Source organism: Flavobacterium sp. ENC, assembly GCF_020991415.1.
Taxonomy (GTDB): domain Bacteria; phylum Bacteroidota; class Bacteroidia; order Flavobacteriales; family Flavobacteriaceae; genus Flavobacterium.
The window spans coordinates 163,172-189,821 of sequence record NZ_JAJMOY010000003.1 but is presented as its reverse complement, the minus strand read 5'-3'; the positions used below and the strand labels follow the sequence as shown (position 1 = coordinate 189,821).

Genomic DNA, 26,650 nt, shown 5'->3' with positions numbered 1-26,650 from the left:
TGGATTTAACTAGCTATAATTTATCGACATCAATTAAATTATCTCCAAACCATTCTTTTGCAGTTTCAAATATTAAACCATTTTCAGTTTTATTTATGCCATAATAATATACTGCTAAGTCTTCTTTCGCTCTTGTACAGCAGACATAAAATATCTTTTGTGTTCTCTCTAGAACACTTTGGTTTCCACTTTTTTCAAAAAGATATTTAAAATTATAATCATTCCATTTTCCATTATCTAATACAACTAAAACATTATCAAATTCATCTCCTTTGGTTTTATGTTGAGTAGAAAATGGTGTTTTGCCTTCTAAGTAATTATACAAATTTATAAACTCAGAAAAACTTACTTCTTTAACTTTGTCATAAAGATATTTTTTTTCTACTATGAACTTGTTAAATCTATCATCTTTGTGACTATTTAATAATCCTGTGTGATTAACAAAATTTAATATGTTTTCTATTCTTTCGTTACGCTTTAATTTTAAATCGTCAATTATTTTTTTCAACCTCTTTTTAAAAGTTATAATACCTTCCCCTTCTTGTTTTTTTAAATCAATTATTTGTAAAAACTCATTGAATTTATTTTGTTCATAAAGATCAATAGAAAATTGAATTTTATACAAAAATTTAATTAATACATCCCTTTTTGAACCTTTTTTACTTTCGTCTTCTTCATTTTGTTTTTTGTCATCAATCAAATTATCTTTATCAAAAAAGAGCGATCTAACTTTTTGGTACTTTTCTTTCTTTATGGAATTATAAAGATGAATATGTTTTACGTCTAATCCTTTTTCGATCTCTTTCATAACTTTAATTTGATAAACAAAATCAATCTCAGTAATTCCAGTTTCTTCTTTAAATTCTCTAATAAGAACTTTATGCTCCTCTTTTATTGTATTATCCTCTATTGGTTTAATTTGATCTAATAGGCTTTGGACTCTTGATTCCTTAGTTGGATATAACGATTTTAAATTTTCAATAAATTTTAACGCTGTGAAGGATTTCAAACCTAAACTAGTAATTTGACTAACTATAACAGATTTTAGTGCAGTAATTATATCTTCAACGATAATATTTTCATCATAAACAAAACTTATAATTCTTATATATTTTCTAATTGCTTGTAAATATTTCACTATAGGATCCTTATCATATATCTCAATAAGATTTGGAAATCCAGCTTTCTTTGCTATTAAATTATGTGTAAGGTTTAATTCTTTTGTTTCTTTATTGTTTTCAAAATTCCATAAATGGGCTTTTATTAAATTTTGTTTCACAACTTCATTTTTTTCTTCTTGACTATAATAAAAAATTACTTTTCCCTTTTTTACTTCTCCAGATTTTTTATCCATGTTTGGTGCATTCTTATCATTTGAATGACTCTGAACTAATCCATCTGTTCGTAATTCATTTGCTAGATCATAAACTTGTTTGGGGTTTCTTCTATTCTGAGTTTTTTGAACTTCCCGTAGCTTATCATCTTGTCCAATATACTCGTCAAGATTACCGATTCCGCCTTCATAAATAGATTGCATTGCATCTCCAAAAAAACCTACAATTGATTTTTTTTTACTGTTTTTTAAATGATTTAAAAATATCTCAATTACTTCTTTTTGTGTATCTTGATATTCGTCAATAAAAATAAAGGGGAATTTATCTTTAACTACAGAACATAATTTTATTGAATTTTTAAACATTCTTTCCGCTAATATAATAACTTCATCATGTGAAATTATTCCATCCGCTACCCTTAAAAAATTATCATATTTGATTTTTTCTAATTTGTCATAATAATCTAATCCAACTTTTTCATTATTTATCGTACTTATTTTTGAATTACTATCATTTATTAATTCAATCAAGTTTTTCTTTAAATCTTTTTGATAATTACTAATACAATCCCAAAGAAAGTCATGAATTGTTGTTACATTCAAGTTTTTATGATTAACTCTTTCTTCAATTTCTTTTACTGCTGCATTTGTATAAGTCATGCAAGCAACTTTTATAAACGGATTCTCCTCTATAACCTGTCTAATAACTTGAACTAAAGAATATGTTTTACCACTTCCCGCACCGCCACTCAACAAAAAATTATTTCCGTTGTCAATATGTTCAAATATTTCTTGAACCTCTACTTCTAAATCTGCTCTTTTCGTAACCATAACAATCCTTGTTTTATATATGCGGGAATTTTCCATTCACTATAATTTTCATCACTATTTAGAAGAATATCTATAGCAAAGGAACCTTTACTTTCAATACATTTTTCCCCAAAATCATATGCATCCTTTGAATTATCATAAAATAATGGCATGTTTTTTAATCCATTGAATTTACTTCTATTATTCTTTATGAAATTAATATTCTCATCTATATTAAAAAATGCGTCTTCGAAACTTCTAGCACAATAATCTTTCACATCTTTTATTTGAAAAGCTATCTGTAAAAAACCATCCTTGCTATTTGTCCAAGTTGACCCTTTTAAAAATCTTTTTTCTTCTTCAGATTTGTCCAATAAATCAGAAAAAAGTGAACCTGGAAAAAAGAATTTTAAAGTTGGATTAGTTGTTTTTTGCCCTTCTCTAACCCTACAACTAAAGTCAGCTTGTCTATCTATATCTTTTTTAGTTTTTTTTATTTCTCCTTTACTATCTCTAATAAAATCTCTTTTTACAGAATCTAAATCAGTTATAATTAAACTTTTTACTCCAATAAAATTTATAAATCGTTCGAAAATATTTGCATAATTTCCTACTTCTACAATTGATATATTTTGTGAAAGCAATTCAAGTTCATTATCAAGTAATGCTTCTTCTAAATCAATTTTTTTCATCATTGCAGGTAAAAGAATTCTCTCAGTATCTCCTTCTATAAAAATAGCCTTATCCGCAAAAAACAACTCAGATCTATTTAAGGTCAAATATTGTTTCAAGAATCTAAAATTTTGCTCCTCTCCTGCTACTAGATATTCATTTTCCAAATCTTTTAAGTTCTTTGAATTAATATTATTTTGACTTTCTTTTTTTAAATATTTTATAGCATTAAAATCTTTACAATTAGAAACAATATGTGATGAATGCGTAGAAATTATATATTGTAGTTTTTTATGTCTACATCCATTCTTTATAATACCCTCTTCCAAAAGTGACTTTATGTTATTAATAAATATATATTGCATTTGTGGATGTGTATGTGCTTCTGGTTCTTCAATAAATAATAAATTTATATCTGCTGGTTTTTCATTTTTAGCCCTCTTGAATTCTTGAAGAAGTATTTCAATTTCAAAAATCATACTTATTAGATTCATATAACCTAAACCATTATAAAATTCTGGTAAGGTATTAGATGCATCATGTTCATAGATTACTGTAGTATTTCCCTTTAGCAACTCTTTTCTTTCTAATGAAGAAATTACTTTTATAACAGATTCTCCTTTTTTTATTCCTCCAAATCTTTCAACTTTTCCTACTATTTTTTCAAAAAGAGAATTATAAACATTTGTGAGGGTTTCGTCTGTTTCAATCAATGTTTCTTTAAATTCATCTATACTTCTTGTATCCTCTTCATTCTTTTCACTTCTTTCATAAATTTGTGATGTTTGAGAAGAAAGGGTTTTATCAGCTTCTTTATTCGTTACATTTCTCCTCGCACTTATATACTTAAAATTTATAATATTTTTTAAATTTACTCTTGTTGAAATATTATCTAAATCAATGAAATGCTTTTCTAGCATAATTTTCTTTTTATAATCCGATGCTATAGATTTCTTCTTATACTGGAAATATTTATCATGATATAGCTTAAAGAAAATTTCAAATCCTTTCTCTCTGTATAATTTTCTTTCTTTTTGAGGCTTTCCTTTTTCTTTTTCTAATGATTCATCTAGTTTTCTTCTCTCATCAATTTTAAAAGCTTTAAAGTCAGATCTTAAAATTTTATATTCATTAAAATGTAAAGAATAATCATATCCTAAAATCAAATAATTATTATCAGGATCTAAATCCATCATTAATTTTGATATATTTTCAAAATCATCTTCATCAGAATAAGAAACAATTAACCTTAAAGTAATGCCATGGATATGTTTATTAAAATTTTCTTCGGTCAATTCATCTGATGATTCTATTAAATTTTTAATTTCTTCTTTATATGATATATTGAAATCATCTGATGAAATTTTTTTATTTTCAGATTGATTTATAAATTTATCTAGAGCACTCAATATTGAAGTTTTTCCTGAATTATTTTTTCCTAGAACAAGTGATAAATCTTCCTCTAAATCTAATTTTAAATCTTTTAGAAGTCTAAAATTTTTAATTAATACTGATTCTACTTTCATATTTTTTTATTTTAATTATCTCCTAATAATATTAGTTTTTCAAAAACATTTTCATCAAAGGTGCATGGAATTTTAATAATAACTTTACGGATTTCCGTAAGTTCTTTTATAAATTTCAAAATTGCCTTTCTTGTCAAATATATATAAACAAAAAGCCTTTAAACCCAGTAAAAACACCTGATTTAAAAGCCTACGAATAATTTTATATAGAATTCCTAAATCCCAAAAAAGCTTTTAGCATTCCTCGTAGTTTCCGCCACCACTTTATCTAAAGAAATTCCTTTAAACTGCGCCACCGTTCCCGCCACAAAAGGCAGAAAAGCAGGTTCGCAACGGCGTTCGTGGTATTTTTTCAGGAGGCTGTTGGGTATATTTTTCGGCAGCATGAAGGGCGCATCGGTTTCGATCATCATTCGGTTGAGCGGTACGTATTGAATCACTTCTTTTAAATGCTCAAAACGTTTACTGTCGGATATCGCTCCGGTAAAACCCAAATACAATCCGTTATCCAGATAGGTTTTGGCTTCGGGCAGACTTCCGGTAAAACAATGCACGACTGCTTTTGGCAATTGCGGCAAATAGTCTTTTGTAATGTCCATAAACTTTGCAAAAGCGGCTCTTTCGTGCAGGAACAATGGCTTCTGAACTTCAATCGCCAGTTCTAATTGGGCTTTGTAACAGCTTTCCTGTATGTTTCTGGGCGAAAAGTCACGATCAAAATCGAGTCCGCACTCGCCTACTGAAACTACGTGTTTCTGCTTTAATAAATTTTGCAGTTTTGAAATGCTCTGTGCATCAAAACTCTTCGCATCATGCGGGTGAATTCCGGCTGTTGCGTACAGTACTCCGGGATATTGTCGGGCGATTTCAGCCGAGGCTTCACTATTTCGGACACTGGTGCCGGTGAGTATCATTTTGGCTACATCAGCATCGAGTGCGTCTTGTACGACATCGTCTATGTCGTTTTGGAATTGTTTATTGGTTAAATTAATTCCTATGTCTATGTATGTATTCATTTTTTTAAAGTTACTGAGATTCTAAGAGGCTAAGGTTCTGAGGTTTTTCCTCTTTGAGTCTTTATTATTTATTATTTTTTGCCTTGAAGACGTAAAGAGAGAAGTTTTTTTGGGTCTGTTTTTTTTTTTTAATCACGCAAAGGCGCAGAGTCGCAAAGTTTTTTACACACAGTTTGTCATTTCGACGAAGGAGAAATCTTCGCAAGTGGCTCCGCAATTAAAAGCCAACCTTTGTCGATCTTACAACGAAGATTTCTCCTTCGTCGAAATGACATAAAATGAGGAGAAATCTTCGCAAGTGGCTCCGCAATTAAAAGCCAACCTTTGTCGATCTTGCTACGAAGATTTCTCCTTCGTCGAAATGACATAAAATGAGGGTAAATCTTAGCGAACTTTTGGATCAAAACCTTTGAATCTTTGCCACTCTGAACCTCTGAACCTTTGCCACTTTGAACCTTCCTCCTAAAAATCCCCATAATACACCTGAAAGCACGGCAATTTTAGGTCATTTCTCCAGGTATCTACTACCTGGTTTCGGTCGTCTAAAACGAATTCTACAAAGTACTTGTCTTTTATAAATTCGTGATAGATTTCGGTTTTGATGATCGAATCTTTTCGGTTATCCTGGGTTTTACGCATGATGAGGTCATCGTATTCGATTTCGTGTTTTTCGAGAAAACGCAATGTCGGTGCTTTGTATCGGTCTTCTCTTCCGGAAACCAATAGTATCTGATATCCCAACTTTTTGTAATTTCTCAGAACATTCGCCACCGGATTGTTGATTTCGTCTTCGTCGCATTTGCTGGCGTCAAAAGGATTTCTTCCGTTCATTAAGGCGAGCGTTCCGTCAAGGTCACAAATTATGGCTTTTGGCAGGTCGGGGTTTTGGGTGCAGTATTGAGGCGAATCTTTAAAGAATTGTCTGTGCATTTTTCGGATTACTTTTTCTCCGACAGGTTTTTCTCTTAAAGCATCTCTTTCGATACAAATCGCAACATCTGTATTTACTTCTCTCACTTCAACTTCAACCTTTTCATTGAATTTTGCATTGTATTCCTGCACCAATTGAGAAACGCGTCTTAGGTTGGTTTCCGATAAATTGGTATCATCGATCACAATGCTTTTTCCATCTTCTAAAGCTTTTACGATTAATACATCACGTACTTTTTTAACAAACTTTTCATTGCTTTGAGAGGTAATTCCGTTATCAAACATCGCACGCAAATCATCTCTGTTGATTCGTTTGTAGGCTTCCGGATTTTCTGCAATTATCTTTTTTGCCAAAGTCGATTTTCCACTTCCCGGCAATCCTTTCATTAAAATTACTTTTCTCATTTTATTCTTCTCCTTTATTAAACGGTTTTTCAAAAGTCGGCCGGATCATTTTCCAGATAATCTCCGAATAATCCCTGTTGTCCAGCATCGCAAATAATACTCCTGAATATTGAAAAGTCTGGAAATACAAAGCAGTTTCTTTGCGCGATTCCAAAATTTTAAAATCGTTTTTACATTGATTTTCAATTACCGAATATTGATTCTCTAAATCGCCTTTGGTTTGTTTTACCCAGTCGAAAAATTCATCAGGAACACGTTCCAGAATCTCTTCCATGGGCTGATTGGTTTTTAAATATTCCCAGATGTTCACGTTGGAAACCTGAGTGACGATTCGGTGTAAACGAAGGTATTCTTCAAATTTAATTTTCACACGGAAATTGTTCGCATATTTAATGATGAAACCTTCTTTGTTATTGACATCCAATCCTTTTAAAGTCATAATGTCTTTGATCCCGTGATATTTTTCAACCACAGGAAAACCAATATTTTCTAACGGGAATTCTGCTCCGGTTTTTATATCAACAATCGCCAGCAAAACCAGTTCTTCTGCCACGCCGTAATCTAATACAATTCGGTTTTGAGGATAAATAATTTCAAACAAATAGGTTTTCGTTTTATCCAGCAATGACCACGAGTTTCTGTATTTTCCGTGCAGCAATTCATTCGCTTTATCGGACTGGTCGCTTGCAAAAGAACCTCTGCTCGCCATAAAAGGTACATCGTTGATCCAATACAAAATTCCCAATGAACCGTCCATTTTATCATACACTTCAAAAGCAGCATCAGGAAGCAGCTGATTTTCCATTTCGCCTAAATTGAAAAACTTAGGAAAAGGCCTTGCGATTATGTTATCATTCTGATCTAAAATCAATCCTCTGCAGGCTAAGGTTACCTCATTCCAAACTCTTTCGAATTGGGCATTTTGCGTATAATTATAAATGTATAAATCATGCTCGGGATGTTTGTTTACCCGTACATAATTTTTGGAAATCATTTCTTTTAAAAGCGTTGTATTCATTGGTTCTTTTCTTTGAACAAAGATTTCAATTTTGGTGCGCAGTTATTTTGCGTAGATTGTTTTTTTTAAGGGGCAAAGTTGCAAAGGGACAAAGTAACAAAGGTTTAGTTAGCCACAGATTAAACGAGTAAAATGATTTTTTTCTCATTTTATGTCATTTCGACGGAGGAGACTCGAGCGATAGCGAACAGACGAAGTAAATCTCCACGAGAAGCTCTACAAAGATTGACTTTCGTTACGGAGTTGCTTGCGAAGATTTCTCCTTCGTCGAAATGACAAATATTACGCAGAAAAAACTTTGCGACTGCGGCTCTGCGAGATTAAATTTACCAAACTTTGCAAAGACGCACAGCAGTGCGTCTCTACAAAATCTTTGTACCTCTGTCCCGATAGCTATCGGGATTGCCCATTTGTACCTTTCCCCTTAATCAATTAATAATTGGGTCACTGCTGCCGGATTTAGAGCCCATTGTGCTGTATAAACCTCATCAGCATTTTGATCTTCGGTAATTGTCAAGCCTTGTGCTTCCGCTTTAAGTTGTAACAGACTACCAATATTCAATTTGCTGCTTAGTTTTGCCAACAACGCCTGAACTCCTTTAAAATCGAGACCTTGCACCACCTGACCTCCGAAAGTCATCTCTAGCCAGACGATTTCTCTTTTGGCTACATCCAAAACTCCGAAGACCAAACCTTTGGCCACATTCTGCGTCACACGAACCTGATGATCTACACATGACGGATCGTATGCCACTCCGGTTTTCTCGGAGATTTTCATCGGGTATTTGCTGTTCATCCAACCCACGACAAGATTTGGCGTGATGCTTCCGTTGCTGTAGGCATTGCAGGTAAAAGTTACAAATTTGGCATCGGCTTTGGCCAATTCGTCAATGTTGATGTTGATATATTCGGCGGTTCCGATTTTATTCGGAATACTTCGGATATCACCACTATGCTGACAACCTGTTGTAGTCAATCGGCTGAAAGAACAAATATCCGTACTGTTTGCATACGCGATATGACAGCTCAAATCCATATCTAAGTGCTGTGCCGGTAAATCCTTTCCCCATTGCATAAACAACCGTACTTCATTGCCTTCAATCGGGAAACGTGTTCCCATTAAAGCCACCGGCAAATCCTGAACAGTATCACTTCGATCTCCTATAGCAACCGGAATACTAAACAATTGCGGATCGATATAGATCGTTTTGTTCGTATTAGCAATAGCTGCAAATCGTTTTTTCAGGGCCAAAAGGCATAATTCTTCGATTTGATTTTTCATTGCTTCCAATTGCAGATCATCGTACAACTTCAATAAACCGTTTGGTTCAATTCGTTTGTTGGTTCCGCCCAAAGGTTTCACACTTCTGTGCACGTTTTTGTCAAAGTAGTTCTGAGCATACATATTTAAGGTAAACACCAGTCGGGCCGGAACTTTATCGATGATTTCTTCAAAATGTGAAATGGTCTCGTCTGCACCAAACCATAACATATTAGAGAATAACGAACGTGCAAACAATCCCGGACGCTGTTTCAGCAATGCGAATGTTTTATCGGCATCAAATTTTAATCGTGATGTGGTCACTTTACTTTGCCAAACGTCATACACCTGATTATAAAATACATCCATCAAAAAAGCTAATTTTTCAAAACCTTTTCTTTTGCTGTATTCTGCCAGACGCAATGCCCGGATAAAACGAACCCACATTCCTCTTTTCGGATGCATGATTTCGCACATGGCTTCTACTTCCATATCCAGATTATTTAACCAATTGGCTGCCATCAAACATTCTTTACGGGAATATTTTAATTTCAAATCTTTTTGAGAAGCAATTCTTGCCTGCGCACTTGTGTCTAAAACAAGGTGGAAATGCTGCGCGTTTTTTGACGCACGTTTCACAATTGTTTTTGGCTCGATAATCTGAAGTATTCCGGTATTTTTATACCATAAATAGCGTAAGATATCCGTTGGCGTTTTTAAAAATTGAGACGCTTCGGCTTCGTTACCATTTTCAATCAAAAGATCGATCACCAGCATCAAAGTCTCCTTCATTGCAATATCGATTTTTGGCAAAGGCAAATATTGCATTGCTGTTTTTAAACTATCCACTTGCGTAGCGTCTAAAGCCGTTTTAGATTGCAATAACGATTTGTAAAAGTCTTCCAACTCTTTTTCTGTCCACAATTCCAACACTTTCAATTTACTTCCCTGTCCGAAGTTTTCGATTGTACCAAATGCAAACGGAGTTCCGCAAAACGGACAGCCATTGTATCTTTCCAAAGGAAAAGTATTCCCGGGAATGGTATGTCCGCATGGTAAAGCCGTTCCGTTTTTGGTTTTAAAAACGGTTGCGAAGAAAGTTGCAATATGATCTAAAACAGTTTCTCCGGTAGGTATATTCCATTCTTTCACCAAAGGTGTCCAGTTTTTATCGGTTCCAAGAACTTCATTCAGCGTTTCTAAAACTTCGACTTTATAATTTGGATTTACATTATTTAAAGCGTGTAATAACGATTCGGAAAATGTAAATCCGAGTTTTGAAACATTGGCCATTAAAACCGATGTTGTTCCTGATAAATTTTTGATATCATTCGCTATCATTTCTGATGGAATGAAAATAGCGTTTTGACGCAGACTGATTTTTAATAATGCTTTTGTTTTCATTTTTTTTAATTTTTAAAATTTAGATAATGGTGTTTCTGGTTCTACCTAAAAGATTTGAAGTAAGAAACACTTGACCTTAAATTCGAGTGTAATGGATTAACTGATTCAAAGTGACAGTTTGGTGGGTTTCCCCGGAAGTAAGTTAATCTTGACCCTCATTTTATTACTGATAATTTAAAAACTCGCCGGACTCGAACCGGAAATACCGATTTTCTGAAGTAAGTTTTAATTGACCTGTAATAGTGAAGCAGATGGGATTCGAACCCACGACCCGGACATTAAAAGTGTACGAAGTAAGTTTTGATTGACCTTTTGAGGATAATTTCAAAACTACCTGCTCTAACCGCTGAGCTACTGCCTCCTTCTAAATTGTGTTAACCGGTAATGGTGTAAGTGTGTACGTGGAAAGTTTTTCGAAGTAACTCAAACTTGACCCTGTTAACGCAATTTTTTATTTCAATGAACTTGTTTTATTTCCTGAGCAAAGATTTCAGAAGTAGTGCGCAGTTATTTTGCGCAGTAAAAAAAGAATTCTATATTTGAGTAAAAAAGGAAATGAATCTAAAGCAAAAGTTTACGGAATTGCTCACCAATATTGGTTTTGAAGAAAAGGAAATCCAGCGAAACTGGTCTGATTTAGAAAAGGCATATTCCAATAAATCAAGGCATTATCACAACCTTACTCATATCAATGATATGGTTGAATGTTTTGAAATGTATGCTGATCAGCTTCAAAATCCTAACGAAGTTTTATTTGCTGTTTTTTATCACGATTACATTTATAAGAGCACTAAAAAAGATAACGAGCTCAAAAGTGCCGAATTTGCTTTGTCGATCTTACCTGAAAATATTTCATTTGACAAACAACTTCTTTTTGATGCTATTTGCGCGACACAGCAGCATCAGCACCATACAATTGAAGATATTAACTGGTTAATTGATTTTGATCTGAAGGTTCTTGCCCGGGATTGGGATGCCTATCAAATTTACTTTGAGCAAATCAGAAAAGAATACCGCATTTATCCAAATTTTCTCTACAAGCCCGGAAGAGCAAAGGCTTTAAAACATTTTCTGGAGAATGAATTTATCTATCAGACTGCTGAATTCCGAAAATTGTATGAAGATAAAGCGCGATTTAATATTGAAAAAGAAATTTTGTTATTAACGTAGATGTACCGTTGTTAAACCCGACAGGTTTTAAAAACCTGTCGGGTTTATTGCGCGAAAAGAAAAAGATTGAAACGGAAAGCCCGATTCGCCGTGGCGAAACACGCCCAAAACACGAAACTATGTCACAAAACAAAAATGCCTTAATACGGTACAAAACGATCGACAAATGCCTCCAGAATAAATACCGGCAATGGACTTTAGAAGATTTAATCGAATGTTGTTCTGAAGCTTTATTTGAATATGAAGGCCGTGAAAACTCCATCAGTAAACGAACGATCCAGATGGATATTCAGTTGATGCGAAGTGAAAAACTGGGCTACAACGCCCCTATCGTTGTATACGATAAAAAGTTTTATAAATATGAAGACGACGAATTTACCATCACCGATATTCCGCTGACGGAAACCGACATGAATGTCTTAACCGAAACCGTTTCGATGCTCAAACAGTTTAAGGATTTCTCTTTATTCAGCGACGTATCAGATATACTGCAACGTCTGGAGGATAAAATCTATTCCGAGAAATCACATACCAAACCTGTGATCTATCTGGATAAAAACGAAAATCTGAAAGGGTTACATTATTTAGATGAAGTGTATCAGGCGATTATCAAAAAAGTCGCGCTTGTCATTACCTACAAATCCTTTAAATCCAGAGAAGAAACCAAGTTTTATTTTCATCCGTTTATTTTGAAGGAATTCAATAACCGATGGTTTTTAGTTGGAAAGAAAAAAGGTTCACAGCCCATTACCAACCTGGCTTTAGACCGGATTATTGCCATTGATTACGATTTTAATGTACCGTATTTAGAAGAAGATTTTGATGCCGATTTGTATTATAAAAATGTAATTGGCGTAACGGTGAATACGGGTTTGCAGCCCAGAAAAATCGAACTCTGGATTGATGAAATAAACGCTCCGTACGTATTGACAAAACCGCTGCATCCGACACAAAGACTGATCAGGCAAAATGATGACGGTACCATTATAGTGCATTTACTCGTGATTCCGAATTATGAAATGGAACGTCTGCTATTGGGATTTGGCTGTGGCATCGAAATCCTGAAACCGGAAGGCCTGCGGAACCGGATGAAAAAAAACCTTCAAATGGCACTTGAAAAATATAAGGAGTAAATTTTATTCGCATTAAATTCAGTTTTTTTTACCAAATGCGGAATTAAAAGAGGATTTAAAACCATAAAAGATTTTTTACGCTGGCAAATTTGTTAAAATCTCAAAAAAGAATAGTATATTTCAATTCAAAAACTAACCCTAAACCACTCTGTTTCAGAGACATTTTTTCATTAACCAAAAATTTATTTAAAAATAATATGCACGCATAGTATTTTTTGATTATATTTGAAATCGATATAGTTACTTATGAAAGACAAAACAATAGATTATATTTTAAGAGCCACCTGGCAGGCTGTATCAAGAATGTATAACGAGGAAGCTGCTAAATACGATGCCACTATGGCGACAGGATTTGCCCTTTTGAGTATAGACAAAGAAGACGGAACTCCATCTACGGCTTTAGGCCCAAGAATGGGAATGGAAGCCACAAGCTTAACCAGAACCTTAAAATCAATGGAAGACAAAGGTCTGATTGTCCGCAAAAAGAACCCCAGTGACGGACGAGGTGTTTTGATTTACCTGACCGAATTTGGAAAAGAAAAAAGAGATTTATCTAAAAATACAGTGCTGAAATTTAATGAAACGGTTCGGAAACATGTTTCTGACGAAAAACTAAAACATTTTATTGAGGTTTCGGAAATCATCAATGAATTGATTCAGGACAAGAACATATTTAATCAAACAGAAAAACCGGAAAATGAATAACCTTATTTTCTAAAACATATCAGATTCCATACAAAAAACAAATAGTAACAAATTATGAAACGCACAATTAAAAAAGTCGCTGTAATCGGATCCGGAATTATGGGTTCAGGAATAGCTTGCCATTTTGCCAATATTGGTGTTGAAGTTTTACTGCTTGACATCGTACCCCGCGAGTTGACAGAAGCTGAAGCTAAAAAAGGATTAACGCTTGAAAGTAAAGTGGTTCGCAACCGAGTGGTAAACGAACACTTAGCGAATTCATTGAAATCAAAACCCTCTCCTATTTACAGTCAGAAATTCGCCAACAGAATTACTACTGGAAATACAACGGACGACATGGCAAAAATTGCCAATGTGGACTGGATTATTGAAGTTGTAGTGGAACGTCTGGATATTAAAAAATTAGTATTCGAACAAATCGAAAAATTCCGTAAACCGGGAACTTTGGTTACTTCTAACACTTCCGGTATTCCGATTCACTTTATGAGCGAAGGAAGAAGCGAAGATTTTCAACAACACTTCTGCGGAACCCACTTTTTTAACCCTGCGCGTTACTTAAAATTATTTGAAATTATTCCTGGTCCGAAAACTTCCACTGAAGTATTGGATTTCTTAAACGAATACGGATCTAAATTCTTAGGAAAAACTTCGGTTGTGGCTAAAGATACTCCGGCATTTATCGGAAACAGAATTGGTATTTACGGAATCCAGAGTTTGTTCCATTTGGTAAAAGAAATGGGATTAACAATTGAAGAAGTGGATAAACTGACTGGTCCGGTTATCGGTCGCCCAAAATCGGCTACTTTCCGTACCGTTGACGTTGTTGGTCTGGATACTTTGGTGCACGTTGCCAACGGTATTTATGAAAACTGCCCGACTGACGAACAACACGAATTGTTTAAACTTCCTGATTTTGTCAACAAAATGATGGAGAATAAATGGTTGGGAAGCAAAACAGGACAAGGTTTTTATAAAAAAGTAGATAAAGATATTTTGTCTTTAGACTTAGACACATTAGAATACCGCGCTGCCAAAAAAGCAAATTTCGCTACACTTGAACTGACAAAAACTATTGATAAACCAATCAACCGTTTTAAAGTTTTAGTGAAAGGAAAAGACAAAGCAGGAGAATTCTACCGTAAGAGTTTCTCTGGAATGTTTGCGTATGTTTCCAACAGAATTCCTGAAATCTCAGACGAATTATATAAAATTGATGATGCGATGAAAGCCGGTTTCGGATGGGAAAATGGTCCATTTGAAATTTGGGACGCCATTGGTGTTGCCAACGGAATCGAAATCATGAAAGCAGAAGGTTTAGAGCCGGCTGCATGGGTTACTGAAATGTTAGCTTCCGGAAGCGAGAGTTTCTACTCTGTAAAAGAAGGCGCTTCTTATTTCTACAATATCCCAACAAAATCACAAGTTAAAGTTCCGGGACAGGATGCATTTATTATCCTGAACAACATTCGCGAAAGCAAAAAAGTATGGAGCAATAGCGGCGCAATTATCCAGGACTTAGGTGACGGAATTTTAAACTTAGAATTCCAGTCTAAAATGAATACCATTGGCGGCGACGTTCTTGCTGCTATCAATAAAGCGATTGACTTATCTGAAAAAGAATATCAGGGACTGGTTATTGGTAACCAGGCAGCGAATTTTTCTGTTGGAGCCAATATCGGAATGATTTTCATGATGGCCGTTGAGCAGGAATATGATGAATTGAACATGGCAATCAAATTGTTCCAGGACACGATGATGCGTGTTCGTTACTCCGGAATTCCGGTTGTAGTAGCGCCTCACGGAATGACTTTTGGCGGTGGATGCGAAATGAGCTTACACGCTGATAAAGTGGTTGCCGCTGCAGAAACCTACATGGGATTGGTTGAATTTGGTGTTGGTGTACTTCCTGGTGGTGGCGGATCTAAAGAAATGGCTTTAAGAGCTTCAGATCTTTTCCGTAAAAACGATGTGGAACTAAACGTTCTTCAGGAGTATTTCTTAACGATCGCAATGGCAAAAGTATCGACTTCAGGTTACGAAGCTTTTGATACCGGACTTTTACAACATGGTAAAGATGTGATCGTCGTAAACAAAGACCGTCAGATTGCAGAAGCTAAAAAACATGCGTTGTTAATGGCTGAAGCGGGTTACACGCAACCGATCAGAAGAACAGATGTGAAGGTTTTAGGTAAACAAGCACTTGGAATGTTCTTAGTGGGAACCGATCAGATGGAAGCCGGAAAATATATTTCTGAGCACGACAAGAAAATCGCCAACAAACTGGCTTACGTAATGGCCGGTGGTGATTTATCTGAAGCCACTTTAGTATCGGAACAATATTTATTAGATATCGAACGTGAAGCTTTCTTATCTCTTTGTACAGAGCGCAAGACTTTGGAGAGAATTCAGTATATGTTAACTAAAGGAAAACCACTTCGTAATTAGAAAATAGAACAAAGAGAATAGAATATAGATATAAGACTTTAAGTCTATTTTCTATACTCTTAAAAAATAGAATAAAGAGAATAGCATATAGATTTTGAGACAAACTAACAGTCTATTTTCTATAATCTATTTTCTATAATCTTAAAAAACAAAAACAAATGAAAACAGCATATATAGTAAAAGCTTATCGTACAGCAGTAGGAAAAGCACCAAAAGGGGTTTTTAGATTTAAAAGACCTGATGAATTAGCTGCAGAAACCATTCAGTTTATGATGGATGAACTGCCTGATTTTGACAAAAAACGTATTGATGACGTGATGGTAGGAAATGCCATGCCGGAAGCAGAACAAGGTTTGAACGTTGGACGTTTGATCTCTTTGATGGGATTAAAAGTGGAAGATGTTCCCGGTGTTACTGTAAACCGTTATTGCGCGTCCGGACTAGAAACGATCGGAATGGCAACGGCTAAAATCCAGTCAGGAATGGCAGATTGTATCATTGCGGGTGGTGCAGAAAGCATGAGTTTTATTCCGATGGGAGGTTACAAACCAACTCCGGATTATAAAGTTGCAGCTGCAGGTCACGAAGATTACTATTGGGGAATGGGTTTAACAGCTGAAGCAGTGGCAAACCAATACAAAATCTCGAGAGAAGATCAGGATGAATTTGCTTATAACTCTCATATGAAAGCCCTAAAAGCTCAGGCTGAAGGGAAATTCGACAAACAAATCGTTCCGATTACTGTTGACCAGACTTTCATTAATGAAAATGGAAAAAAAGAAACGAAATCATACGTAGTAAAACAAGATGAAGGTCCAAGAGCCGGAACTTCTGTGGCTGCATTGGCTGGTTTGAAACCTGTTTTTGCTGCTGACGGAAGCGTAACTGCCGGTAACTCTTCCCAGATGAGTGACGGTGCTGCTTTTGTTTTAATCATGAGCGAGGATATGGTGAAAGAATTAAACCTGGAGCCAATTGCAAGATTGGTAAACTTTGCTTCTTCCGGTGTTGAGCCAAGAATCATGGGTATCGGTCCGGTAAAAGCAATTCCGAAAGCCTTAAAACAAGCCGGTTTAGAATTGAAAGATATTGACTTAGTGGAATTAAACGAGGCTTTTGCTTCCCAGTCTTTGGCTGTAATCCGCGAGTTATGTTTAAATCCGGATATCGTAAACGTAAACGGTGGTGCGATCGCTTTAGGTCACCCTCTGGGATGTACAGGTGCTAAACTTTCTGTTCAGTTATTCGATGAAATGAAACGCAGAGGTAACAAATACGGAATCGTGAGTATGTGTGTGGGGACTGGACAAGGAAGCGCAGGAATCTACGAAGTACTATAGATAAAGTATACGTTTAGTTTGTCATTTCGACGAAGGAGAAATCTCCGCAAGTAGCTCGACAAAGATTGACAAACTATGCGGATACGCCGCGGAGATTTCTCCTTCGTCGAATGACAAGATTGAGGAAATATTACTATAAATAAAAAACATACAAAAACAAAAGCAATGGCAGATACAATCGAAAAAAACGTAACCCGTGGTGGTCAGTTTTTAGTTAAAGAAACAAAATGCGAAGATGTCTTTACACCAGAAGATTTTTCGGAAGAGCAGTTAATGATGCGTGACTCTGTAAAAGAGTTTGTAGACAAAGAATTATGGGCGCATAAAGATCGTTTCGAGAAGAAAGATTATGCGTATACAGAAGCTTCTATGCGTAAAGCAGGTGAATTGGGACTTTTAGGAGTTGCCGTTCCGGAAGAATACGGTGGATTGGGAATGGGATTCGTTTCTACTATGTTAGTTTGCGATTACATTTCGGGTGCTACGGGATCTTTCTCAACTGCTTTTGGTGCTCATACCGGAATTGGAACTATGCCAATTACACTTTATGGGTCTGAAGAACAAAAGAAAAAATACGTTCCTAAATTGGCTTCCGGAGAATGGTTTGGAGCTTATTGTTTAACGGAACCGGGTGCAGGATCTGATGCTAACTCCGGAAAAACAAAAGCCGTTTTATCTGAAGACGGAACGCACTATAAAATTACAGGACAAAAAATGTGGATTTCGAATGCAGGTTTCTGCAGCGTGTTCATCGTTTTTGCCCGTATTGGAGACGATAAAAACATTACAGGTTTCATCGTAGAAAACGATCCGTCTAACGGAATTTCCATGAATGAAGAAGAGCATAAATTAGGAATCCGTGCTTCTTCTACACGTCAGGTTTTCTTCAACGATACAAAAGTACCGGTTGAAAACATGTTGTCTGAAAGAGGGAATGGTTTCAAAATCGCCATGAACGCTTTGAATGTGGGTCGTATTAAACTGGCAGCAGCTTGTTTGGATGCACAACGCAGAGTGACTTCAAATGCAGTAAAATATGCTAACGAAAGAATTCAGTTTAACACTCCAATCTCAAGCTTTGGAGCGATCCGTTCTAAATTAGCTGAGATGGCAACGAATGCCTACGCCGGAGAAAGTGCTTCTTACCGTGCTGCAAAAGATATCGAAGACCGAATTGCTGCGCGTGAAGCGGAAGGAACTTCTCATCAGGAAGCCGAATTGAAAGGTGTTGAAGAATATGCTATCGAATGTTCTATCCTGAAAGTAGCGGTTTCTGAAGACGTTCAATCTTGTGCTGATGAAGGAATTCAGATTTTCGGTGGAATGGGATTCTCTGAAGATACTCCAATGGAAAGTGCCTGGAGAGATGCCCGTATTGCCAGAATCTACGAAGGAACAAACGAAATCAACAGAATGCTTTCTGTAGGTATGCTGATCAAAAAAGCAATGAAAGGCCATGTTGATTTATTAGGACCGGCTATGAAAGTTTCTGAAGAATTAATGGGAATCCCATCTTTCGACACGCCTGATTTCTCTGAATTATTCGCTGAAGAAAAAGGAATCATCGCTAACCTGAAAAAAGTTTTCTTAATGGTTGCAGGAAGTGCCGTTCAGAAATACGGACCGGATTTAGATTCTCACCAACAGTTATTAATGGCTGCTTCTGATATCTTAATCGAAGTGTATATGGCAGAAAGTACTATTCTTAGAACGGAAAAATTAGCCAAAAATCAAGGTGAAGCTAAAGTACAGGAGCAAATTGCAATGGCAAAATTATACTTGTATAAAGCGGTAGATATCGTAAACTCAAGAGGAAAAGAAGGAATTATTTCTTTTGCTGAAGGTGACGAACAACGTATGATGTTAATGGGATTAAAACGTTTTACAAAATATACAAACAATCCAAATGTGGTAGCCTTAAGAGAGGTTATTACTTCTAAATTAGTAGCAGAAAACGAATACTGCTTCTAATATAAAAATAGTTTTTAGCTTTTAATTTGTTTAAACCCGCACTTGTCCGAAACAGTGCGGGTTTATTTTTGCTTTTTTTTTTGTCATTTATTTTTTTACCATATCGTAGAGGCGCACAGCAGTGCGTCTACACAATGACGAGACGCGCTGCTGTGCGCCTCTACATTATCTTTGAGATCATTTCACAAATCTTTATTAAAATTACATTTCTGTTACATATCTGATAGTGAATTTTCAATTCTAATGTTTTATATTTAGCATTTCAAAAAACTAATAGCTTAAAAATGAAACAGATTAACCTGATTGCCTTATTTTTTCTGTGCTTTTGTACCACAAATACCTTTGCACAAAAAAATAAAAAAATGGATATCATCGCTTATTACACCGGTGATGATAAATTGATTAACGAATACGAAGTCAACAAACTAAACCAGATTATTTTTAGTTTCTGTCATTTAAAAGACGGCAAACTAAGTGTTGATTCCCCTAAAGATTCTACCACCATTAAATATTTAGTTTCTTTAAAAACCAAAAATCCACAACTTAAAATTGTTTTATCACTTGGAGGCTGGGGAGGCTGTGAGCCTTGCTCTGCTGCATTTTCAACTGCCGAAGGGCGATTGACTTTTGCTAAATCAGTAAAAGAAGTAAGTACCTATTTTAAAGTAGACGGTTTAGATTTAGACTGGGAATATCCTGCCATTGAAGGGCTTCCGGGACATTTATTTCAGGCTGCTGATAAAGCTAATTTCACCGAATTAATTAAAATTTTACGTTCTACGTTAGGAAAAAAATACGAATTGAGTTTTGCTGCCGGAGGATTTCAAAAATATCTTGACGAATCCATAGACTGGAAAGCTGTGGCACCATTGGTAAATCGCATCAACATCATGAGCTACGATCTGGTTAACGGCTATTCTAAAGTTACCGGACATCACACCCCGCTATACAGTACCAATCCGAACGAAGAATCAACTGACAGAGCCGTTACCTATTTATTAAATCAGGGAGTTCCTTCCGAAAAATTAATTATTGGCGGTGCCTTTTATTCCAGAACATGGAAGAATGTTGAAAACATAAACAACGGTTTATATCAGCCCGGAGAGCATATCGAAGGCGTTAACTTTAAAAACTTTGCCACAACCTACACGGAAGCAAACGGCTGGAAATCTTTTTGGGATGAAAAGGCAAAAGCACCGTATTGGTATAATGCGGCTTCCAAAACATTTGCGACATCAGATGATCTTAAATCGATCAAAGCAAAAACCGAATATGTTAAATCGAAAAAACTGGGCGGAATAATGTTTTGGGAACTTACTTTAGACAGTCCTCAAAACGGAATGGTAAATGCTATTTATGAAGTTAAAAATGCAAAATAGATTCATTTGAATAAATAATAAACGGCTGCGATTTGAAAAATGGCGGCCGTTTTGTTTTCTGTAAAACTCCGGAATTATATTTTCGCTTTTAGCGCTTTAATTTCACCATCGTAAGAAATGGAAGCCCTGTTATTACTAGTAACAGAGACATTTGTTCCGCCATCAAAAAAAACAGTAAACAAAAGATTGTAAACATCATCTTTACCTTTTACGTTCATTTTCACGATATAGCTTCTTTTCTTTTTTTCTATCGTAATATTCTCCGGTTTGCCTTCAAATTTCATTCCTCCGTCAGCTGATCCATACGCTACGTTATAGCCCCGTCCAAAAAAAGGCAGATCACACACCACATTCTCTTCGGTAACTTTTATCGTATACGTATTGTAATCGAGAATAATCATTCTGTACCCTAAAGGATTGGCTTTCTCTGCATTAAATACAAAATTTTTTGAACCAATAAGATTTTCAGTTTCTTTCCGCTTTTGAAGCTCTCTTGCTGCTCTAAGTTCTTTTTTAGATTTTTCCTGCGCTATAACTGATAAACTTAAACAGCAAAATACCATTACTAAAATAAGGGATTTAGTTTTCATAAAATAATTTTTAAACAGAGATACTTAAGAAAACAAGGATGAAAAGATTCTTTTTCATCACTATAAAATTTAAATAGTAATCAATTAGAAAATTGTATTTCAATTTTTTTTGATTAAAAACCAGTACTAATTTAAGTAATATTTTTGGCTATTTCGATTAAAAAAGGCTTAAACGTAGCCTAGTTTTAAATTTTTTTTAACTTTTTGGCTCCAAGTTAATCGGTATTTTTATGTTAAATTTACTTAATCTTTAATTTAAAAGCCTCCAATATGAAAAAAGTAATTCTTTCTATCGCTATAATTACAGCCTTAATAATTGGCTGTAAGACCAGTACAAAATCAAATGATGTCAAAACGCTGACCGTTAATTTAGAGCCAAAAAGCAATAGTACCGTAAGCGGAACTGCCACTTTTACGGAGAAAAACGGCAAAGTAACTTTTGTAGCAAAAGTCGCTGGTCTGGAACCCGGAGTTCACGCCATTCACATTCATGAAAAATCAGACTGTACTGCTGCGGACGGAAGTTCTGCCGGCGGACACTGGAATCCTACATTTAAAAAACACGGAAAATGGGGTTCAGCCGAATACCATAAAGGTGATATAGGAAACTTTACCGCCGATGCAAAAGGAAACGGAACCATTACTTTAACGACTGACGAATGGTGCGTTGGCTGCGGTGATGCAACAAAAGATGTACTGGGGAAAGGTTTAATCGTACACCAGGGAACGGATGACTTTACAACACAGCCGACCGGAAATGCCGGAGGCAGGGTTGCCTGTGCCGGAATCATCAAATAAAAAAACAATAACCACTATTTTTCACAAAATCTAGTGGTTATTTCATTTAAAAACTAATCTTAACACAAGAAAAAGATATAGCTTTGTGTCCTCAAACTAAAGTTAATGATTAACGCATCGGCATCAGGCTGGATAGATAAATTTTTTAGCGAACAAAAGTTTTCAGAAGCTATTCCTTTTGAGACTATAGATTCGTTTTATTATAAAATCAGGGAAACCGGTTTTATCTATGGCCATATCATATCTATAGATTCCCAGATTCCTATTCCGATAAAAGGCTGGTTTAAAACTGAAATTTCGAAAGTAGCCCTTTTGAACACACTGTATAATGTTTTTTGTTTAGAGAAAAGAAACTCTGAACCCGGCAATTTTATCACTGAAGCCCTAAAATTTTACAAACAAATGAATCCGGAAGGATTTAGCCTGTTTAAAATTTTGCTGCCAAAGGATAGCCCTTCCTTTGCTTTAGAAAATATTATCGATGAGAGAGTGCAGACCAATGATAGTATTATCAGTAAAAACTTTTCGCATCTGGTGACCAACGCCTTGTTATTTATAGATGTTTTGGCTTTCAGGCAATATTTAGCGCATGGGGAAATTCCCGAAAAATATTTAAAGCGAATTGAAGAAACGGTTCTTGGCATTGTAGCTCTGGCCTTAAAAACAAAACCCGTTAAATCGCAACATGACGATTTGCTGATTAAACTTTTTGAAGCTTCCATACGCTATTCAAAATTCTCAAAAGTCACAGTGGATACTTTGGAGACCCTGCAACTTGAGTATTTTAGTAATAAACTCGAACAGTACTATTTAATAGACATGGCCGGAATGGCCCTGTGGAGCGATGGTGTTGTTGAAAACGAAGAGGCCTATTTTTTATATTCCTTAGGTTCCATGATGGGCGTTTCGGATGATTTTGTAACCCACAGCATTGACACAACCCATACATTTATCACCACGCATAAAAAGAAAATTCCGTATTTTAATTATTCTAATCCGGTCAAACACTTTTATGATCAGATGACGCATACCGTTGTAAAACTGATTGTAAGGAACAAAAACCGATTGGTCAAGGAAATTGTTCAAAGCAAAGAACTAATGGTTCTGCTGGCTTATTCAACAACCAGGGATCTGGATGCCAAAGAAAAGAAAAAGGTAAAAAAACAATTGCTGGACATCTGTAAAACGATTCCGTCGCTAACTATATTTTTATTGCCGGGCGGAAGTTTATTGCTTCCAATTTTAATCAAGTTTATTCCAACCTTACTACCGTCAGCTTTTAACGAAAATCTCGACGAAAACGAATAAAAAAAATCGCCCTTTTGAGGCGATTTTTTATTTCTATTTTTAAAGATCCAGCTGGTAAACTTCGTCAAGTTCTTCATTCGAACTAATATTTACATTTAAATCGGTTACAAAACCGGAGTTTAATCCGTAAACCCATCCGTGAAGCATTAATTCCTGACCGTTTTTCCATGCACCCTGTACAATCGAAGTCTTTGCTAAGTTGTACACCTGCTCTTTAGCATTAATTTCAACAAAAGCATTAAAGCGCTCTGTCTCATCTGTAATTGAATTCAGGTACTTGTCGTGCAGGCGGTATTCATCTTTAATATGACGAATCCAGTTATCAATAATTCCAACAGACTGGTTACCCATTGCCGCTTTTACGCCACCACAACCATAATGTCCGCAAACAATAACATGTTTTACTTTCAATACGTTTACTGCGTAATCTAAAACGCTCAGCATATTCATATCAGAGTGCACCACCATATTAGCGATGTTTCTGTGTACAAAAACTTCCCCCGGTTTAGCGCCAATAATTTCATTTGCAGGAACACGGCTGTCTGAACATCCAATCCATAATAATGGCGGCGTTTGTCCTTTGGCTAAATCTGCAAAATAATTAGGGTCTAACGCCAATGACTTTTCAACCCACTCTTTATTGTTTTCTAATAATTTGTTATAAAACTCTCTCATTATTTTTTATTTTTTTGAAAGGTATTTCTAAATAATGAAACATCTCAAAATAACTTTACTGTAAAGTTACCCTATTATTGCTACATAGTCCACTTTAGAAATACCTTTATATGTTTAATTTTTAAAATCTTCTTTTATCACTTCTTTTTTAACCAATGCTCTCTTGGCAACATCATAATAATGTTCGATAGACACGTGGTTATTAATTTCCGGTGAATTTTCCAACTGATATGCTTTCTTGAAGCCTTTTAGTTTTACTTTGATATTTTCATCCACAGCGCGGGTTTCCTTAAACTCGCGAATCAAATCCAGAACATCATGTGCAATATATTCCGTATCGTGCGCATTGATGATTACTTTAGAATTTTCAGGAATCTCACTTAAAGTCAACTTAATAGCCGCCTTATTCAAAAATGAAACTTCCTGCGCTAAGTCGATATGAATAACATCTCCGTCTTCGTATTCTTCTTTTTTGAAGCTGTATGCTCTTTTCAGGTTACCTCTCAATACGAAAATAATACTGATGATGATTCCCAAAGCAACACCTTTCAGTAAATCCGTAGCCACTACAAATACTAAAGTCGCAATAAAAGGAGCGAACTGGTATTTTCCTTTTTCCCAGAAATGCAGGAACGTTGCCGGTTTGGCTAATTTATATCCCACTAAGATCAAAACGGTTGCTAAAGTAGCCAATGGAATTTTATTTAAAATTGCCGGTATAGACAAAACGCTTATCAGTAAAAGTACTCCGTGAATGATGGCCGACATTTTAGATTTTGCTCCTGCATTGTTATTCGCAGAAGATCGAACCACAACTGATGTCATTGGCAAACCTCCTAAAAGTGAACTTAAAATATTACCAATTCCCTGCGCTCTAAGTTCTACATTGGTGTTGGTATAACGCTTCTGAACATCCATTCTGTCAGCAGCTTCAATACATAATAAAGTTTCAATAGAAGCTACAATCGCAATGGTAAGAGCCACAACCCAAACCTGCGGATTTGTTACCGCACCAAAGTTGGGCATTATTAAAATAGACTTAAATTCGTCAAAAGATTGTGGAACCGGCAAAGAAACCAAATGTTCTTTGGCAATGGCCAGCGAACTGTCTGAAGAAATAAAAATTTCGTTCAGTACTACTCCTGCAACAACAGCTACAAGTGCTCCGGGCACTAATTTTAGGTTTTTTAAGAACGAAATCTTATCCCATGAAATGAGTATGACCAAAGAAACCAGTGAAATTACTACTGCGCCTAACTGAATGTGATTCAGGAGATCAAACAAAAACGAAAAAGTATTACTTCCATCGTTTTGAACAAAAGCCTGATCACCTTCAAAATCAGCATCGTAACCAAAAGCGTGCGGCAATTGTTTTAAGATAATAATGATTCCGATACCCGCCAGCATTCCTTCGATAACATTGGTTGGAAAATAATTTGAAATACTTCCGGCTTTTAAAAATCCTAATGCTAACTGAATTAATCCAGCAATAAAAACAGACAGTAAAAATACATCGAAAGCGCCAAAATCAGTAATAGCTGTTAAGATAATAGCTGTCAGACCAGCTGCAGGTCCAGATACACTAATGTGGGACTGGCTTAAATAGCCTACCACTATACCCCCAATAACACCCGCGATAATTCCGGAAAATAAAGGAGCTCCCGAAGCCATTGCAATACCTAAACACAATGGAAGAGCAACCAGGAAAACCACTAAACCTGAAGCAAAATCAGATTTAAGGTTGGCAAAAAGATTAATTTTTTTTGTCATAATACAATACTAAAAATGGATACATTAAAGATCTGCTGCATTTACTATAAATACAGTTGTTTAAAATAATCGGAAGTATTATGCCAAATTTGGAGGAGGAGCGAAAATGCTTGGTGAAATATTATCTAATTTTACAATATTTCCAGATAATATAATTTTAGACTCATTAAAAACCGGCGTAACCAGTTCATGCTGAAATATAGCTGCGTATACAGCTGCTTTAAGTTCTTTGTGCGCTTGCTCTTCTTCAGAAAAACTGAAGGCTATAGAAGTATTACTGCTTTTTTTTATCACCGTTACAATAGTTGGGGTGGATAAAAAAGCAATAAATATGAATAGTAATATGCGAGCGATTAATTTCATTGTGGCAAAAATAGCGTTAAACGAATAAAATCAAAGCCTGAAGGCAAAAAATTTATACAAATTTAACATTCATAAAAAATCAGAATGATAAAATTTCATCATTCTGATTTTAACTTATTTATAATGAGAATTTTATAACGTCTCTTCTAACCAGGCATTCATCATCCAGATGGTCTTTTCCTGCTCGGCAATGAAATCACTCATCATGGAATTGGTTCCTTCATCATTAATTTCACCTGATTTGTTCAGGATTTCTCTCTCGATTTTCAGCAAATCAGATAAAGAATGTACAATCAACTGCACCGCTTTTTCATCATTGGAAATATTTTTTCCTATTGCCAATTTATTGTTTTTGATATAGTCCTCAAAAGTATGAAGCGGTGTTCCGCCAATAGTTAAAACTCTTTCGGCTATCATATCAATTTTTAGCTGGGCGTCTGTGTATAATTCCTCAAATTTTACATGAAGATCAAAGAAACGTTTTCCTCTGATGTTCCAGTGAATTCCTCTTAAATTTTGATAATACACCTGAAAATTGGACAATAATATATTTAATTCTTTTACTACTATTTCTGACTCTTTTACCGGTAGTCCTAAAATATTTGTTTTCATAATCTTGTTTTTTACA

20 protein-coding genes and 1 tRNA gene are annotated in these 26,650 nt (G+C 35.4%); 9 read left to right on the top strand and 12 right to left on the bottom strand.

Annotation, left to right across the window (positions count from 1 at the left end; genetic code table 11):
• Window positions 1–13: 13 nt before the first annotated feature.
• The 7 genes from LPB89_RS09635 to LPB89_RS09605 all read right to left on the bottom strand — a co-directional run bounded on the left by LPB89_RS09635 (window position 14) and on the right by LPB89_RS09605 (window position 10,736).
• Window positions 14–2,164, bottom strand: a complete 2,151-nt coding sequence (locus tag LPB89_RS09635) for a UvrD-helicase domain-containing protein (protein ID WP_230701538.1) — start codon at window positions 2,162–2,164, stop codon at window positions 14–16.
• Window positions 2,140–4,341: an ATP-dependent endonuclease gene (locus LPB89_RS09630; RefSeq protein WP_230701537.1), complete on the bottom strand. Its 2,202-nt coding sequence runs from the start codon at window positions 4,339–4,341 to the stop codon at window positions 2,140–2,142. Before LPB89_RS09630 ends, LPB89_RS09635 begins: the two co-directional genes overlap by 25 nt.
• A gap of 215 nt (window positions 4,342–4,556) precedes the next feature.
• Window positions 4,557–5,357, bottom strand: a complete 801-nt coding sequence (locus tag LPB89_RS09625) for a TatD family hydrolase (RefSeq protein WP_230701536.1) — start codon at window positions 5,355–5,357, stop codon at window positions 4,557–4,559.
• A 462-nt stretch (window positions 5,358–5,819) separates the two neighbouring features.
• The gene (locus LPB89_RS09620; protein WP_230701535.1) at window positions 5,820–6,692 is read right to left on the bottom strand and encodes an AAA family ATPase; all 873 of its coding nucleotides are present in this window, start codon (window positions 6,690–6,692) and stop codon (window positions 5,820–5,822) included.
• 1 nt (window position 6,693) lies between these two features.
• Window positions 6,694–7,710 carry an RNA ligase gene (locus LPB89_RS09615; RefSeq protein ID WP_230701534.1) on the bottom strand — a complete coding sequence of 339 codons (1,017 nt, stop codon included), beginning with the start codon at window positions 7,708–7,710 and terminating at the stop codon, window positions 6,694–6,696.
• A gap of 424 nt (window positions 7,711–8,134) precedes the next feature.
• The gene (locus LPB89_RS09610) at window positions 8,135–10,375 is read right to left on the bottom strand and encodes a hypothetical protein (RefSeq protein WP_230701533.1); all 2,241 of its coding nucleotides are present in this window, start codon (window positions 10,373–10,375) and stop codon (window positions 8,135–8,137) included.
• Between the two features lie 243 nt (window positions 10,376–10,618).
• Window positions 10,619–10,736 (bottom strand) — tRNA-OTHER (locus LPB89_RS09605).
• 194 nt (window positions 10,737–10,930) lie between these two features.
• Here LPB89_RS09605 and LPB89_RS09600 point away from each other — a divergent pair.
• The 7 genes from LPB89_RS09600 to LPB89_RS09570 all read left to right on the top strand — a co-directional run bounded on the left by LPB89_RS09600 (window position 10,931) and on the right by LPB89_RS09570 (window position 20,518).
• Complete coding sequence (locus tag LPB89_RS09600) at window positions 10,931–11,545, top strand: hypothetical protein (RefSeq protein WP_230701532.1); 615 nt, start codon at window positions 10,931–10,933, stop codon at window positions 11,543–11,545.
• A 119-nt stretch (window positions 11,546–11,664) separates the two neighbouring features.
• Window positions 11,665–12,678, top strand: coding sequence for a YafY family protein (locus tag LPB89_RS09595; RefSeq protein WP_230701531.1), 1,014 nt, complete (start codon window positions 11,665–11,667; stop codon window positions 12,676–12,678).
• Between the two features lie 246 nt (window positions 12,679–12,924).
• Window positions 12,925–13,383 (top strand): MarR family winged helix-turn-helix transcriptional regulator, encoded by a 459-nt coding sequence (locus tag LPB89_RS09590; RefSeq protein WP_127339607.1) that lies wholly within the window; start codon window positions 12,925–12,927, stop codon window positions 13,381–13,383.
• Between the two features lie 54 nt (window positions 13,384–13,437).
• A complete protein-coding gene (locus LPB89_RS09585) occupies window positions 13,438–15,828 on the top strand; it encodes a 3-hydroxyacyl-CoA dehydrogenase/enoyl-CoA hydratase family protein (RefSeq protein ID WP_230701530.1) in 2,391 nt (796 codons plus the stop codon).
• A gap of 158 nt (window positions 15,829–15,986) precedes the next feature.
• The gene (locus LPB89_RS09580; protein WP_230701529.1) at window positions 15,987–17,168 is read left to right on the top strand and encodes an acetyl-CoA C-acyltransferase; all 1,182 of its coding nucleotides are present in this window, start codon (window positions 15,987–15,989) and stop codon (window positions 17,166–17,168) included.
• 165 nt (window positions 17,169–17,333) lie between these two features.
• Window positions 17,334–19,139, top strand: coding sequence for an acyl-CoA dehydrogenase family protein (locus LPB89_RS09575; RefSeq protein ID WP_127339604.1), 1,806 nt, complete (start codon window positions 17,334–17,336; stop codon window positions 19,137–19,139).
• 284 nt (window positions 19,140–19,423) lie between these two features.
• Complete coding sequence (locus tag LPB89_RS09570; protein ID WP_230701528.1) at window positions 19,424–20,518, top strand: glycoside hydrolase family 18 protein; 1,095 nt, start codon at window positions 19,424–19,426, stop codon at window positions 20,516–20,518.
• 74 nt (window positions 20,519–20,592) lie between these two features.
• On the opposite strand, the gene LPB89_RS09565 is transcribed toward LPB89_RS09570, so the two are convergent.
• Entirely contained in the window at window positions 20,593–21,108 is a 516-nt protein-coding gene (locus LPB89_RS09565; protein ID WP_230701527.1) for a DUF4251 domain-containing protein, read from the bottom strand.
• Window positions 21,109–21,378: 270 nt separating this feature from the next.
• On the opposite strand from LPB89_RS09565, the gene LPB89_RS09560 reads away from it, so the two are divergent.
• Together LPB89_RS09560 and LPB89_RS09555 are read left to right on the top strand one after the other, a co-directional pair.
• Window positions 21,379–21,906 (top strand): superoxide dismutase family protein, encoded by a 528-nt coding sequence (locus tag LPB89_RS09560; RefSeq protein ID WP_230701526.1) that lies wholly within the window; start codon window positions 21,379–21,381, stop codon window positions 21,904–21,906.
• Between the two features lie 105 nt (window positions 21,907–22,011).
• A complete protein-coding gene (locus LPB89_RS09555; protein WP_230701525.1) occupies window positions 22,012–23,214 on the top strand; it encodes an LETM1-related biofilm-associated protein in 1,203 nt (400 codons plus the stop codon).
• Window positions 23,215–23,253: 39 nt separating this feature from the next.
• Here the strand turns inward: LPB89_RS09555 and can are convergent, their stop codons facing one another.
• From can to LPB89_RS09535, 4 genes are all read right to left on the bottom strand, one after another.
• Window positions 23,254–23,889, bottom strand: a complete 636-nt coding sequence (gene can / locus LPB89_RS09550) for a carbonate dehydratase (protein ID WP_230701524.1) — start codon at window positions 23,887–23,889, stop codon at window positions 23,254–23,256.
• Window positions 23,890–24,003: 114 nt separating this feature from the next.
• Window positions 24,004–25,659: a SulP family inorganic anion transporter gene (locus LPB89_RS09545; protein ID WP_230701523.1), complete on the bottom strand. Its 1,656-nt coding sequence runs from the start codon at window positions 25,657–25,659 to the stop codon at window positions 24,004–24,006.
• A gap of 78 nt (window positions 25,660–25,737) precedes the next feature.
• On the bottom strand, window positions 25,738–26,022 hold the full coding sequence (locus tag LPB89_RS09540; protein WP_230701522.1) for a hypothetical protein: 285 nt from the start codon (window positions 26,020–26,022) through the stop codon (window positions 25,738–25,740).
• Between the two features lie 132 nt (window positions 26,023–26,154).
• Complete coding sequence (locus LPB89_RS09535; RefSeq protein WP_230701521.1) at window positions 26,155–26,634, bottom strand: Dps family protein; 480 nt, start codon at window positions 26,632–26,634, stop codon at window positions 26,155–26,157.
• Window positions 26,635–26,650: the final 16 nt, after the last annotated feature.

Coding starts and splice junctions, on each gene's coding strand:
- LPB89_RS09635 (WP_230701538.1), bottom strand. CDS start 2,164: ATGGTTACGAAAAGAGCAGATTTAGAAGTAGAGGTTCAAGAAATATTT.
- LPB89_RS09630 (WP_230701537.1), bottom strand. CDS start 4,341: ATGAAAGTAGAATCAGTATTAATTAAAAATTTTAGACTTCTAAAAGAT.
- LPB89_RS09625 (WP_230701536.1), bottom strand. CDS start 5,357: ATGAATACATACATAGACATAGGAATTAATTTAACCAATAAACAATTC.
- LPB89_RS09620 (WP_230701535.1), bottom strand. CDS start 6,692: ATGAGAAAAGTAATTTTAATGAAAGGATTGCCGGGAAGTGGAAAATCG.
- LPB89_RS09615 (WP_230701534.1), bottom strand. CDS start 7,710: ATGAATACAACGCTTTTAAAAGAAATGATTTCCAAAAATTATGTACGG.
- LPB89_RS09610 (WP_230701533.1), bottom strand. CDS start 10,375: ATGAAAACAAAAGCATTATTAAAAATCAGTCTGCGTCAAAACGCTATT.
- LPB89_RS09600 (WP_230701532.1), top strand. CDS start 10,931: ATGAATCTAAAGCAAAAGTTTACGGAATTGCTCACCAATATTGGTTTT.
- LPB89_RS09595 (WP_230701531.1), top strand. CDS start 11,665: ATGTCACAAAACAAAAATGCCTTAATACGGTACAAAACGATCGACAAA.
- LPB89_RS09590 (WP_127339607.1), top strand. CDS start 12,925: ATGAAAGACAAAACAATAGATTATATTTTAAGAGCCACCTGGCAGGCT.
- LPB89_RS09585 (WP_230701530.1), top strand. CDS start 13,438: ATGAAACGCACAATTAAAAAAGTCGCTGTAATCGGATCCGGAATTATG.
- LPB89_RS09580 (WP_230701529.1), top strand. CDS start 15,987: ATGAAAACAGCATATATAGTAAAAGCTTATCGTACAGCAGTAGGAAAA.
- LPB89_RS09575 (WP_127339604.1), top strand. CDS start 17,334: ATGGCAGATACAATCGAAAAAAACGTAACCCGTGGTGGTCAGTTTTTA.
- LPB89_RS09570 (WP_230701528.1), top strand. CDS start 19,424: ATGAAACAGATTAACCTGATTGCCTTATTTTTTCTGTGCTTTTGTACC.
- LPB89_RS09565 (WP_230701527.1), bottom strand. CDS start 21,108: ATGAAAACTAAATCCCTTATTTTAGTAATGGTATTTTGCTGTTTAAGT.
- LPB89_RS09560 (WP_230701526.1), top strand. CDS start 21,379: ATGAAAAAAGTAATTCTTTCTATCGCTATAATTACAGCCTTAATAATT.
- LPB89_RS09555 (WP_230701525.1), top strand. CDS start 22,012: ATGATTAACGCATCGGCATCAGGCTGGATAGATAAATTTTTTAGCGAA.
- can (WP_230701524.1), bottom strand. CDS start 23,889: ATGAGAGAGTTTTATAACAAATTATTAGAAAACAATAAAGAGTGGGTT.
- LPB89_RS09545 (WP_230701523.1), bottom strand. CDS start 25,659: ATGACAAAAAAAATTAATCTTTTTGCCAACCTTAAATCTGATTTTGCT.
- LPB89_RS09540 (WP_230701522.1), bottom strand. CDS start 26,022: ATGAAATTAATCGCTCGCATATTACTATTCATATTTATTGCTTTTTTA.
- LPB89_RS09535 (WP_230701521.1), bottom strand. CDS start 26,634: ATGAAAACAAATATTTTAGGACTACCGGTAAAAGAGTCAGAAATAGTA.